13 protein-coding genes are annotated in these 13,453 nt (G+C 37.1%); all 13 read left to right on the forward strand.

From position 1 onward, the window contains the following. Positions 1–151 precede the first annotated feature (151 nt). The 13 genes from lepA (at position 152) to Q9317_RS04130 (ending at position 13,349) form a co-directional block, all read left to right on the forward strand. The gene (gene lepA / locus Q9317_RS04070; protein ID WP_003099280.1) at positions 152–1,984 is read left to right on the forward strand and encodes a translation elongation factor 4; all 1,833 of its coding nucleotides are present in this window, start codon (positions 152–154) and stop codon (positions 1,982–1,984) included. 110 nt (positions 1,985–2,094) lie between these two features. Then, positions 2,095–2,538: a peptide-methionine (R)-S-oxide reductase MsrB gene (msrB, locus tag Q9317_RS04075; protein WP_031239422.1), complete on the forward strand. Its 444-nt coding sequence runs from the start codon at positions 2,095–2,097 to the stop codon at positions 2,536–2,538. A 2-nt stretch (positions 2,539–2,540) separates the two neighbouring features. Then, positions 2,541–3,197 carry an HD domain-containing protein gene (locus tag Q9317_RS04080; protein ID WP_003099283.1) on the forward strand — a complete coding sequence of 219 codons (657 nt, stop codon included), beginning with the start codon at positions 2,541–2,543 and terminating at the stop codon, positions 3,195–3,197. A 19-nt stretch (positions 3,198–3,216) separates the two neighbouring features. Then, the gene (locus tag Q9317_RS04085; protein ID WP_003099287.1) at positions 3,217–3,681 is read left to right on the forward strand and encodes a GNAT family N-acetyltransferase; all 465 of its coding nucleotides are present in this window, start codon (positions 3,217–3,219) and stop codon (positions 3,679–3,681) included. A 185-nt stretch (positions 3,682–3,866) separates the two neighbouring features. Then, entirely contained in the window at positions 3,867–5,045 is a 1,179-nt protein-coding gene (locus Q9317_RS04090) for an Mbeg1-like protein (protein WP_031239425.1), read from the forward strand. Positions 5,046–5,127: 82 nt separating this feature from the next. Next, positions 5,128–5,973, forward strand: coding sequence for an aldo/keto reductase (locus Q9317_RS04095; RefSeq protein ID WP_003099292.1), 846 nt, complete (start codon positions 5,128–5,130; stop codon positions 5,971–5,973). A 108-nt stretch (positions 5,974–6,081) separates the two neighbouring features. After that, the gene (locus Q9317_RS04100; protein WP_003099294.1) at positions 6,082–7,101 is read left to right on the forward strand and encodes a YeiH family protein; all 1,020 of its coding nucleotides are present in this window, start codon (positions 6,082–6,084) and stop codon (positions 7,099–7,101) included. Positions 7,102–7,284: 183 nt separating this feature from the next. Beyond that, positions 7,285–7,902, forward strand: coding sequence for a phosphate-starvation-inducible PsiE family protein (locus tag Q9317_RS04105; RefSeq protein ID WP_003099297.1), 618 nt, complete (start codon positions 7,285–7,287; stop codon positions 7,900–7,902). Positions 7,903–8,054: 152 nt separating this feature from the next. After that, positions 8,055–8,453 carry a DoxX family protein gene (locus tag Q9317_RS04110; protein ID WP_003099299.1) on the forward strand — a complete coding sequence of 133 codons (399 nt, stop codon included), beginning with the start codon at positions 8,055–8,057 and terminating at the stop codon, positions 8,451–8,453. Between the two features lie 120 nt (positions 8,454–8,573). Then, positions 8,574–9,263 carry a pyrimidine 5'-nucleotidase PynA gene (pynA, locus tag Q9317_RS04115; RefSeq protein WP_003099302.1) on the forward strand — a complete coding sequence of 230 codons (690 nt, stop codon included), beginning with the start codon at positions 8,574–8,576 and terminating at the stop codon, positions 9,261–9,263. Between the two features lie 91 nt (positions 9,264–9,354). Beyond that, the gene (locus tag Q9317_RS04120; RefSeq protein ID WP_003099303.1) at positions 9,355–10,728 is read left to right on the forward strand and encodes an NAD-dependent succinate-semialdehyde dehydrogenase; all 1,374 of its coding nucleotides are present in this window, start codon (positions 9,355–9,357) and stop codon (positions 10,726–10,728) included. 134 nt (positions 10,729–10,862) lie between these two features. After that, complete coding sequence (uvrC, locus tag Q9317_RS04125; protein WP_305981581.1) at positions 10,863–12,638, forward strand: excinuclease ABC subunit UvrC; 1,776 nt, start codon at positions 10,863–10,865, stop codon at positions 12,636–12,638. 108 nt (positions 12,639–12,746) lie between these two features. After that, a complete protein-coding gene (locus tag Q9317_RS04130; RefSeq protein WP_003099305.1) occupies positions 12,747–13,349 on the forward strand; it encodes a nitroreductase family protein in 603 nt (200 codons plus the stop codon). Positions 13,350–13,453 lie beyond the last annotated feature (104 nt).

Raw genomic sequence — 13,453 nt, forward strand, 5'->3', positions numbered from 1 at the left:
ACATTTCTGTAACAAATATTTCATAAAAACAGGAATATTCTGAAATTTCAGTCTAATAGAATGCTTCAAAATTCCAAGTCTTGCCCTATAGCTACTTATAGGCTTTTTTGATATAATAGAGGGAAACGAAAAATGTGTATAGGAATAAAAAATGAATAGTCAAGAATTAAAAAAACGCCAAGAGAAAATTCGTAATTTCTCTATCATTGCCCATATTGACCATGGGAAATCAACCTTAGCAGATAGAATTTTAGAAAAAACGGAGACAGTTTCTAGCCGTGAAATGCAAGCGCAGTTGCTTGATTCCATGGACTTGGAACGTGAACGTGGCATTACCATTAAACTCAATGCTATTGAGCTTAATTATAAGGCAAAAGATGGGGAAACCTACATCCTTCATTTGATTGACACACCAGGACATGTCGACTTTACTTATGAAGTGTCACGGTCTTTAGCGGCCTGTGAAGGTGCTGTTTTAGTTGTTGATGCTGCGCAAGGAATTGAAGCGCAAACCTTGGCAAATGTTTATCTGGCTTTGGATAACGACCTTGAGATTCTCCCAGTTATTAATAAAATTGATTTGCCAGCAGCTGACCCAGAACGTGTGCGTCAAGAAGTTGAAGATGTTATTGGGTTAGATGCCTCAGAGGCTGTGCTTGCATCAGCTAAAGCTGGTATTGGAATTGAAGAGATTTTAGAGCAAATTGTTGAAAAAGTTCCTGCACCAACAGGTGATGTTGAAAAACCATTGCAGGCTTTAATCTTCGACTCAGCTTACGATGCTTATCGTGGTGTTATCTTACAGGTTCGTATCATCAATGGTATTGTCAAACCCGGTGATAAGATTCAAATGATGTCAAATGGTAAAACTTTTGATGTGACTGAGGTTGGTATTTTCACTCCAAAAACAGTTGGTCGTGAATTCTTGGCAACGGGTGATGTTGGTTATATTGCTGCATCAATTAAAACGGTAGCTGACACACGTGTTGGTGACACAGTGACACTTGCAAATAATCCTGCACAAGAACCACTGCACGGCTATAAACAAATGAACCCAATGGTTTTTGCGGGCTTGTATCCAATTGAATCCAACAAATACAATGATTTAAGAGAAGCTCTTGAAAAATTGCAACTTAATGATGCTAGTCTTCAGTTTGAACCGGAGACTTCACAAGCTCTTGGCTTTGGTTTCCGTTGTGGTTTCCTTGGTCTTCTTCATATGGATGTTATTCAGGAACGCTTGGAGCGTGAGTTTAATATTGACCTTATTATGACGGCACCATCTGTTGTTTATCATGTTATGACGACTGATGGACAAATGCTTGAAGTGTCAAACCCATCTGAGTTTCCAGACCCAACAAAGGTTGATCATATCGAAGAGCCATATGTTAAAGCACAAATCATGGTTCCTCAAGAGTTTGTTGGTGCTGTAATGGAATTAGCCCAGCGTAAACGTGGGGATTTTGTTACTATGGATTATATTGATGATAATCGTGTTAATGTGATTTATCAAATTCCACTTGCTGAAATTGTTTTTGACTTTTTTGACAAACTGAAATCATCAACACGTGGTTACGCAAGTTTTGATTATGAAATTTCAGAATACCGAAAATCACAATTAGTGAAGATGGACATCCTGTTAAATGCTGAAAAAGTTGATGCTTTAAGCTTTATTGTTCATAAAGAATTTGCATATGAACGTGGAAAATTGATTGTTGAAAAATTGAAAAAAATTATTCCGCGTCAGCAGTTTGAGGTACCGATTCAGGCTGCTATTGGTCAAAAAATTGTTGCTCGAAGTGACATTAAAGCTCTTCGTAAAAACGTTTTGGCAAAATGTTATGGTGGTGACGTTTCTCGTAAACGTAAGCTGCTTGAAAAACAAAAAGCTGGTAAAAAACGTATGAAAGCTATCGGATCAGTAGAAGTCCCACAAGAAGCCTTCTTGAGTGTTCTTTCAATGGACGAAGATAGTAAAAAATAAACCAAAACTCACTGTAAAAAGTGAGTTTTTGTGCTTTATTCAACACTTTGACTGCTCATTATGGCTTATTTTTTGCTACAATAGGACTAAAGTGATGAGGAGGTAAAATGATGATTGATAAGGAAAAATTACGACAAACTATTGGTGATTTGGCCTATAAGGTTACACAAGAAGCAGCAACAGAACCAGCCTTTACTGGGGAATACGATCACTTTTTTGAAAAAGGAATCTATGTTGATGTTGTGGATGGACAGGTTTTGTTTTCTTCAGATGACAAGTACCAGTCAGGTTGTGGTTGGCCGGCATTTACTAAGCCGATTGATAATCGTCAGGTGACCAATCATCAGGATAATTCTTACGGCATGCGTCGGGTGGAAATTAAGAGTCGACAGGCACAATCCCATCTGGGTCATGTTTTTAATGATGGGCCAAAAGAAGAAGGTGGGTTAAGGTATTGCATCAACTCCGCAGCCTTACGTTTTATTCCTTATGAGCAAATGGCTAAAGAAGGCTATGGCGAGTGGCTGTCGCTTTTTGATGGCAAAAAGGAGTAAGCATGTTAAGTCCCAAAGAAAAAGATATCTTAGCAGCTGCTGAAAAATGGGTGTCACAAAAATTGGCAGATGATGCAAGCGGTCATGACTGGTGGCACATCGTACGTGTCCGCAACACAGCAGTGACCATTGCTCAAAAAGAAAATGCCAATCTATTCATCTGCCAATTAGCAGCATTGTTGCATGACATGACAGATGAAAAACTTCATCAAGATAGGGTAAAGGCTGAAAAGGACTTGAAGAATTGGTTAGAGCAGCAGTCTTTAGCAGCTAGCCAAAAGCAACAAATCAGGGACATCATTGAAAGTATTTCTTTTAAAGCAGGGCATGGAAAACCTGCTGAAAGCATAGAGGCTAAAGTGGTTCAAGACGCAGATCGCCTCGACGCTATTGGAGCTATTGGAATTGCCCGGTGTATGGCCTATTCGGGTCATAAAGGAAGACTGATTCATGATCCTAATAGAAAAGCACGACAGAACTTGTCTGTTGATGATTATCGCAATGGCAAGGACACAGCTATTATGCATTTTTACGAAAAATTATTACAGTTAAAAGATTTGATGAATACAGAATATGGCTATTTTTTAGCGCAGCAAAGACACGCTTTTTTAGAAAGTTATTTAGAAGAATTTTATGCTGAGTGGGATGGATTGCGTTAGCCATTAGTAAGAGGAAAAAATGATACGTTTAGCAACACGACATGATATTCCAGAACTGTTACTCTTGTTGGAGGAAATTAGGAGGCACCATCAAACGGTTCGGCCGGATTTATTTAGGGCAGATGGTGGTAAATTTGATGCAAAGGAGCTGGAACTTTTGCTTTATAACCCTAATAAGCCCATTTATGTTTATACGGATGATCATGATAAGGTGCTTGGGCATCTCTTTTTGCAATTCAAAGTCAGTGAGAGTCCTGTTCGCATTCCAAGAAAGGTACTCTATGTAGAGGATTTATGTGTCAATGCTCATTATCGAGGGCAGGGGATTGGTCGTCAATTAATGGCATTTGCAAAGGATTTTGCGCGTGAAAAAGGCTGTTATCAGGTGACTTTAAATGTTTGGAATGCCAATAAAGAGGCTTATGCATTTTATGAAAGGCTAGGATTTGTCCCACAACAAACACAGATGGAGAGGAATCTGTAGTGATTCAAGCATGTTCACCGTAAAGCCAGGAAATGTGGGATGTAATTTTCTTTAATAGTTGAATTTTTTATGCCCATTTTTTTGCTCTACTAATAGAATAATCAGTAGTGCTACTAGAATGCGGGGATGCCCATTTGTAATGTTTTTAAACCAGGTCAATTATAGTTAAGAAAAGAGGTGCGAAAATAGCAACACTAATAGATTACATTAAAGCTAATAGCCATCGTGATTTTCATAGTTTGCCCCTTAATGAATTGGATATTGCTGCTATCAATGAAATTGGATACCTGTCTTTTGATGATTTGGTAGAGGAATCTGTAGATGCCTCAGGTGTCTTTGACCTTTCAAAGATGCTTGTTAATGACAAGGATGACACAAAAGCAAGTGTCTATAATTTTTTGATTACCAAAGAACGGGTAGCACTTTTTTGTGCCATCAGAGATTCTAAACGGTTTAATGACTTATCTTTGTCACATTATGTCAACGAAGTTGATCCCGAATTTGAGAAACAGTTTGCGGCTATGGTGTTTACCATTCCTGAAATAAACCACACTCAAATGATTTTTCGAGGAACAGATGACAGTTTGATTGGCTGGAAAGAAGATTTTAAACTGACCTATATGAAAGAAGTTGCAGCTAATCGCTCAGCGCTTTCTTATCTCAATGCTTACTTAATGAATCATCCAAACAAAGAGCTTGTTCTAAGTGGTCATTCCAAAGGAGGGCATTTGGCTTTATATGCTGCCGCATTTTTAGCCAGCGACTTGCAGGAACAATTAACAGTTATTTATTTGTTAGATTCTCCAGGACTGGCGGAAGAATTCTTGCAAAGAGAGGGTTATCGTGCTATCCGTAAACGTCTACGGGTTATCAGGCCTCAAGAATCTGTTGTTGGTGTTATGCTCTATTGTGATGTCAAGCCAAGAATTGTTAAAAGTGCTTCTTTTGGACTCTTGCAACATAAAACCTGTAATTGGCAAGTTAGCTTAGATGGGCAGTTTGAACAAGCAACCCAAGCAAGTCATTTAAGTAAAACCCTTGAGTTGGTTTTTAAGGATTGGACGAAACAATTATCAAAACGTGATTTGAAATTAGTCTGTGATAGCTTATTTGATGCCCTCATCTCAAGTGGTATTACAAGCCTTAATGCCTTTACATTGAATGACAAGGCTTTTGTTACTTTCTTTCAAATTATAGGCAGTTTGCATTCTCTTGACCAGTCGAAAAAAAGTATTATCATGAAATCAGTCCAGCAATTGATTATTGATTATACAGGCTATCGCAAGCGAGAAGTGACAGAAAAAATCCAACTGACCTTATCAAAATACCTTAAAAAAACCAAAGCAAAATCTAAAGGAGAGTAAGAAGTAAAGCTGAAGAATAAGGTTTCTGCTTGACTTCCTATCCATGGCCAGTGGTATAATAAAGCTAAATGGAGGTTGGAAGATGATTGAAAGACTTAAGCTAAACAATGGTTTAGCAATCCCAGCACTTGGTTTAAACACTTGGTTAGTTGAAAATGCACGAGCAGAATCTCTTGTTTCTCAAGCTTTAAAACTTGGTTATCGTCATATTGATACTGCTCAGGCATATGGTAACGAAGTTGGTGTTGGAAAAGGTCTTTTTATTTCAGGTTTGCCTCGCGAAGAAATCTATGTCGCAAGTAAAATGACTGCTGAGCATCAAAATTATGAACTAGCAGTAGCATCTATTGATGACTCGCTTAGAAAATTAGGCCTTGATTACTTGGATTTAATGCTTGTTCACTGTTCACAAGTAGGATCAGGTAATGCATCTACTCATAAAGTTGCTAATCATTTAGAAGTATGGCGAGCTCTTGAGGATGCTCACTCTGCAGGTAAAATTAAGTCAATCGGGCTATCTTGTTTTTTAATGGATGACCTTAAAACCATTGAAAAACATGCTAGGATTAAGCCAGCTGTTAATCAAATTTTGACTCATATTGGGAACACCCCATTAGAGCTAATTTCTTATTGTCAGCAAAAGGCTATTGTTTTAGAAGCTTATTCTCCTATCGTGTATGAGCAAGCTTTACAAAGTCCTGAAATTAAAGAAATGGCTAACCATTATCATGTAACCCCTGCTCAACTATGTATTCAGTATGTGCTTCAACTTGGAATGGTTGCCCTGCCAAAAACAGAAAATCCACAACACATGATTTCAAATCAGCAATTGGATTTTAAAATTTCAAAGAAGGACATGGCCATTTTAAAAGCTCTTGACTTTAAAGTAGACGGCAACAATAGCCAGGAAGAGGTTTTTTACAGCTAATAATAAGTGAGGATTTCCCTCGCTTTTTTCGTTTTTTCTGCGTGTTTTGCCTAGATTTTACATGCTTATCTAAAAGGGTTATAATAGATGACGAGTAAGGAGTAGTGTATGAAATCAATCAATGAAAAAATTCCAGGCATACTTATTTGTCTTGCAATTGCTCTTCCATCTTGGCTTTTGGGCCACTATTTGCCCTTAATTGGAGCCCCTGTTTTTGCTATTTTAAGTGGCATGTTATGTGCAATGTTTTATCAAAAGAGAGAAAAAAGTCAGGCTGGGATTTCTTTCACCTCAAAATATATTTTGCAATTTGCTGTAGTGCTGTTAGGTTTTGGACTGAACCTCAAACAAATCATGTCAGTTGGCTTAGAATCGTTGCCGATTATTCTATCAACCATAGCAACATCTTTGTTAGTCGCCTATTGTTTGCAAAAAAAGTTGAAACTGGATATTAATACGGCAACTTTAGTTGGGGTAGGGTCTTCCATTTGTGGCGGGTCAGCTATAGCAGCGACAGCTCCAGTCATTGATGCTAAGGAAGATGAAATTGCCAAAGCTATCTCTGTTATTTTTTTATTTAATATCTTAGCAGCTCTGCTATTTCCAAGCCTTGGACAGCTTTTAGGCTTATCGAATCATGGTTTCGCTATTTTTGCTGGTACAGCTGTTAATGATACGTCGTCGGTTACAGCAACAGCAGCGTCATGGGATGCCCTGCACCATTCAAATACCTTGGATGGGGCAACTATTGTGAAATTAACCAGAACTTTGGCTATTATTCCAATTACTTTGTTTTTATCCTACTATAAAGCTAAACATGCAAAAGAGAGCACTAGAGGTCAAGAATTTAGCCTTAAAAAAGCATTCCCAACCTTTATCATCTTTTTCTTACTGGCTTCATTAGTGACAAGTTTGGCCAGTGTATTTGGCTTACCAATGGCAATTTTTGACAGTTTAAAAGTCTTGTCGAAATTCTTTATTGTCATGGCCATGGCAGCAATTGGCTTAAATAGCAATCTTCCAAAACTGATTAAAACAGGAGGCCAAGCTATTTTCCTAGGGGCAATTTGTTGGCTATCTATTACACTTGTTAGTCTTGTGATGCAATTAATGATGGGCACATGGTAAGAAAAAGGCTTACCCCAAATACAAGAGACCGGTAGTTGGGTTAGAACCAGCTGACAAAAGGTCTCTTTTTTTAAAGGCTTTGGTAAGAAGTTATGCTGCTATTGTATTTGTGACTTTTATGATACTATAAGAGTGCAGAGAATTTTTGACAGTTTAGTGTCAAAACAGTTTAAAGGAGACCGTGTGAGAAAATTTTTACAAGATCTTGAAACAGAAGTTTCACATTATTTAGAGTTAGCCCTGTCTTTTATTCTTACAGTAGCTATGATTTTCTTTGCTATTTCGCTTATTAGTGATTTGGCGGGGTTTATGTCTAGTAGGATTGACAACAATAACCTGTTTGAGCTAGTTCTTGGCCGTGCCATGTCTTTGGCTGTTGGCGTCGAGCTTATTAAAATGCTTTCAAAACCATCACCAGGAACAGTTATTGAGGTTCTTTTATTTGCCATTACCCGTCAATTAATTGTTGATCATCCTAACATGACAGATTTTTTATTAGGGATAATAGCTGTCGCTGTTTTGTTTGCAGTAAGGCGTTATTTATTCATCCAGTTTGATGATGCTTCACGGATGATTATTCGTGCGAGTCATAAAATTAAGATGGTCAATATCATTGCCCATGTTAAAATCAAGGCTGAAAAAGATGATACACTAAGAAGCTTTATGACTCGAAAACTAGAAGAAGATGAGCAAACCATCTCTGTAGGATCAATTGTTTATTTGAAAAATGTTGCCCTACGGGTTGAAAAAATGCATGGAGAATCTATTAGCCGTGTAGAAGTTATTAGAGGGATTTATTAGCCCATTCCAAAGGCCTTGACACAATCAGTCAAGGTTTTTTATTAAGACAATTATTGTGGTAAGCAAAAATCTTGCAGCCAATCCTTAATTCCGGTAGACTAAAGATGTTATTACTAATAGTTAGTAATAAAAGAAGCTGGAGGGGGAAAATAATGCAAAAACAATTAGAATCTTATAAACCTTATGCTTTAGCCTTGCTTCGATTAGCAGCAGGCTACATGATGTTAACCCATGGATTGGATAAAGTTTTTGGGGTTTTTGGTGGACAAGTTGCACTTACTTCTTTGATAGGGGTTGGCGGTATGATTGAATTGGTGGCAGGATTTCTTGTCATGATTGGTTTGTTCACGCGCCTATCTTCATTTTTATTATCAGGACAAATGGCAGTGGCTTATTTTATGTTTCATGGTTTTGCTGGTAATATCTTCTTGCCCTATGTTAATAAAGGGGAGTTAGCAGCCTTGTATGCCTTAGTATTCTTCCTATTTATTTTTACCGGAAGTGGTGCTTTATCATTAGACCAACTTATTGCTAAAAAGAAAAGCAAATAATACCAGAAACGATCTCTTTTGATCGTTTTTTATATGCTACTAAGTAACCAGTTTAGAGACTTATGTTATAATAATGACACTTTAAAAATGATTAGAATTGAAAACAGAAGGGAATCTATTATGAATTACAAGTATTTGCTCTTTGATTTAGACCATACTTTAATGGATTTTGATGTGGCTGAAGAAACTGCTTTATCGGAGCTTTTAATGGAATGTCAGGTTGAAGACATTCAAGCCTACAAAGACTATTATAAACCAATGAATAAAGCCATGTGGCGTGATTTGGAGCTTAAAAAATTGACTAAGGCAGAGTTGGTTTCAACGCGTTTTGCCAAATTGTTTGAGCATTTTGGACAAGAGGTTGATGGTAGTGAACTGGCCAAAAAGTATCAAAAGCATTTGAAAAATCAGGGACAAACCTATGAAGGAGCAGCAGACTTGCTCAATGCCCTTCAAGCTGCTGGATGTGATATTTATGCGGCAACAAATGGGATAACTGCCATTCAAACAGGCCGTCTAGACCATTCTGATATTCAGTCTTATTTCAAAAAGGTTTTTATTTCGGAACAATCAGGCAGTCAAAAACCGGACAAAGCATTTTATGATTGGATGGCAAGGCAAATTCCAGGCTTTGATTCTGGCAGTGCCTTAATGATTGGCGATAGCCTGACAGCTGATATTTTAGGAGGCAACACTGCTGGAATTGATACGGTTTGGTATAATCCAAATCATCTTGTCAATAAGTCACAGGCTCAACCGACTTATGAAGTTAAGGATTATAAGAGTCTTTTGAGTCTGATTTTACATTAATGCTAAGACATTTAAATTGGCATAGTATATTTTTGAAATCGTTTCCAAAATTTGATAGACTAAAATTACTATTATATGAGGAGGCTTATTTATGGCTTATAAAACGATTTATCCCTGCACTAATGAAGTGCTTCATGAGTATGATAACATAACGGATCAAGCTGTAGAAGCTATTTTACAAGAAGGTCACTTGCTTTATAAGAAATGGCGTAAGGATGACTTTTTGGAAGACAGAAAAGCTCAGTTGAAAGAAGTAGCAGCTATCTTACGCCGTGACCGTGATAAGTATGCTGAAATCATGACCAAAGACATGGGGAAACTGTTCACGGAAGCTCAAGGTGAAGTGGATTTATGTGCTGATATTGCTGATTACTATGCTGATAAGGCTGATGAGTTCTTAACATCAACAACTCTCGAGACTGATACCGGCGAAGCTTATATTCTTAAACAATCAACGGGTGTTGTTTTAGCAGTTGAACCTTGGAATTTTCCTTACTATCAAATCATGCGTGTTTTCGCACCAAACTTTATTGTTGGAAACCCAATGGTCTTAAAACATGCGTCTATCTGTCCACGCTCTGCGGAATCCTTTGAAGAATTAGTCAGTGAAGCAGGTGCCGACAAAGCAGCCTTTAGAAATCTTTTTGTATCTTATGGACAAGTCTCTAACATTATTGCAGATAAACGCGTGGTTGGTGTCTGTCTAACAGGTTCTGAACGAGGCGGTGCTTCTATTGCTGAAGTTGCTGGTAAAAACCTTAAGAAAACAACAATGGAACTTGGTGGGAATGATGCTTTTATCATTCTAGATGATGCTGATTGGAATCAATTAGCAGATGTCCTCTTCTTCTCACGCCTTTACAATGCAGGTCAAGTATGTACCTCATCTAAACGTTTTGTCGTTCTTGAAAAAGATTATGACCGTTTTGTTGAACTCTTAACAAACACATTTAAAACAGCTAAATGGGGTGATCCAATGGATCCAGAAACCACATTGGCTCCCTTGTCATCTGCACAAGCCAAGGAAGATGTTTTGGCTCAAATTCAATTAGCTTTGGATAATGGGGCAGAATTGATTTATGGTGGTGAAGCTATTGATCATCCTGGTAACTTTGTTATGCCAACCATTATTTCTGGAATGACAAAAGATAACCCCATTTACTATCAAGAAATCTTTGGACCTGTTGGTGAAATTTATAAAGTGGCCACAGAAGAAGAAGCTATTGAACTTGCTAATGATTCAAGTTATGGCTTAGGTGGTACAATCTTTAGTAGTAACAAAGAACATGCTGAAGCAGTTGCTGCTAAGATTGAAACGGGCATGTCCTTTATTAATTCAGGCTGGACTAGTTTACCAGAATTACCATTTGGTGGCATTAAAAACTCTGGTTATGGCCGTGAATTAAGTGAACTCGGCTTCACAGCCTTTGTCAATGAGCATTTGGTTTATAGGCCTAAAAAATAAGTGGATCAGATAGCTTGTTTGTGTTAAAAGATTTCAAACGAGTTTAGCAGTGGCTAAATGCAAATGCTTAAAAGAGCTGGGCTTATCCAGCTCTTTTTGCAGTCAAATAGCTTATTTTTTGATAAAATAAAAACATGAATGAACTGATCAAACACAAATTAGACTTACTTCCTGATAGTCCAGGCTGTTATTTACATAAAGATAAAAATGGCACTATTATCTATGTTGGTAAAGCTAAAAATTTAAAAAACCGTGTCCGTTCTTATTTTAGGGGAAGTCACGATACCAAAACAGAAATATTAGTCTCAGAAATTGAGGATTTTGAATACATTGTAACAGGCTCAAATACAGAAGCCTTGCTCTTGGAAATTAATCTGATTCAAGAGAACATGCCGAAATACAATATCAAATTAAAAGATGACAAATCTTATCCTTTTATTAAAATCACAAATGAGCTTTTCCCGAGACTCTTAATTACGAGACAGATTAAAAAGAATGATGGTTTGTACTTTGGTCCCTATCCAGATTCCTACACAGCAAATGAGGTTAAAAAACTCTTAGACCGTATTTTTCCTTTTAAGAAATGTAAAAACCCATTGAACAAAGTCTGTTTTTATTATCATATCGGCCAATGCCATGCCCATAGTATTTGTCAAACTGACAAAGCTTACTGGGATAGTTTGGTCGAAGATGTTAAACAGTTCTTAAATGGTAAAGATGATAAGATTGTTAATAACTTAAAAGAAAAAATGCTGGCCGCCTCAAAGGATATGGCATTTGAACGCGCAGCAGAATATCGTGATTTGATTTCTGGCATTGCGACGATGAGAACCAAGCAACGTGTCATGAGTAAAGACTTAAAAGATAGGGATATTTTTGGTTATTATGTAGACAAAGGCTGGATGTGTGTTCAGGTATTCTTTGTTCGACAAGGAAAACTGATTCAACGTGATGTTAATATGTTTCCGTATTATAATGATGCTGAGGATGATTTTTTAACCTATATGGGGCAATTTTACCAAGATAAAAGGCATTTCCTTCCAAAAGAAATCTTTATCCCAAGTGATATTGATTTGGAATTGGCTCAAGCTATTGTACCTAGTAAAATCATTAAGCCTCAAAGAGGAGAAAAGAAGCAGTTGGTGTCACTAGCTACAAAAAATGCACGTGTTAGCCTTCAGCAAAAATTTGACCTTTTAGAAAAAGACCTTAAAAAGACCCAAGGTGCTATTGAGAATTTAGGGCAGCTGCTTGGCATAGAAAGGCCAAGTCGAATTGAAGCGTTTGATAATTCTAATATCCAAGGAACCAGTCCAGTTGCTGCAATGGTTATTTTTAAAGATGGAAAACCAAGTAAAAAAGACTACCGTAAGTTTAAGATAAAAACAGTTATAGGACCAGATGACTACGCCAGCATGCGTGAAGTCTTACACAGACGCTACAGTAGAATGCTAACAGAAAAGACAGCTCCACCTGATTTAATTCTCATTGATGGTGGACAAGGACAAGTGAGCAGTGCTAAAGAAATTGTTCATCATCAACTTGGTCTATCAATTCCGATTGCTGGTTTGCAAAAAAATGATAAGCACCAAACACATGAATTGCTTTACGGTGATCCCTTACAAGTAGTTGAGTTACAACGAAATTCAGAAGAATTTTTCTTATTGCACCGTATCCAAGATGAAGTGCACCGTTTTGCGATTACTTTCCACCGTCAGCTCAGAAGCAAGAATTCTTTCTCCTCAAAACTTGATGGGATTGAAGGGCTTGGTCCAAAGCGCAAGCAGATTTTACTTAAGCATTTCAAAAATATGGCTGCTGTTAGTCAAGCAAGTGTTGACGATATCAGGAATTTGGGAATTCCTGAGAGAGTTGCGCAAGCGATTTTAGACCATTTTAACCAAGTTTAACCTAAAATGGGAAAAGTTTTTTAAATAGCAGAAAAAACAATGAAAACAGTTTCAAAAAATGGTAAAATAAAGCTGTTACAGAATAAAAAATAGATGGGAAGTTTTACGATGAAATTTCTAGAATTGAATAAAAAGAGACATGCTTACAAAACATTTAATGATCAAAAAGTTGATTTTAAAGATTTACGCACAGCAATTGAAATTGCAACCTTAGCTCCCAGTGCTAATAATATTCAACCTTGGAAATTTGTCATTGTTGAAGATAACAAAGAAGCCCTTGCAAAAGACATGGTTTTAAGCAATAAAGTACAAGTTGAAGCAGCGCAATATGTTGTTGCCATTTTCTCAGATACTGATTTAGCTTTACGCTCTCGTAAAATTGCTCGCATTGGCGCAAAATCTTTACCAGACGATATGATTGCTTATTACATGGAAACATTACCAAAACGCTATGCTCAGTTTGATGAGAAGACTGTTAGTGACTACTTGTCACTTAATACAGGTTTAGTTGCTATGAATCTTGTGATGGCTTTGACTGACCAAAAAATTGCTTCAAACATGATTTTAGGTTTTGATAAAGCAACAGCTAACGACATTTTGGATATTGATCCTCGTTTTAGACCAGAAATTTTAATTACTGTTGGTTACAGCGATGATAAACCAGAACCTACTTATCGTCTTCCAGTTGATGAGTTAATTGAGCGTCGTTAATTTTCTAAGCAATTTTAATGCAAACATGCTATAATGATAGCCATAAATGAATTAGTGAGAGTATAAGTTGTATTGATGATACAACTTATTCCCATTTAAAGATA

It is taken from the genome of Streptococcus iniae (assembly GCF_030732225.1).
Lineage (GTDB): Bacteria > Bacillota > Bacilli > Lactobacillales > Streptococcaceae > Streptococcus > Streptococcus iniae.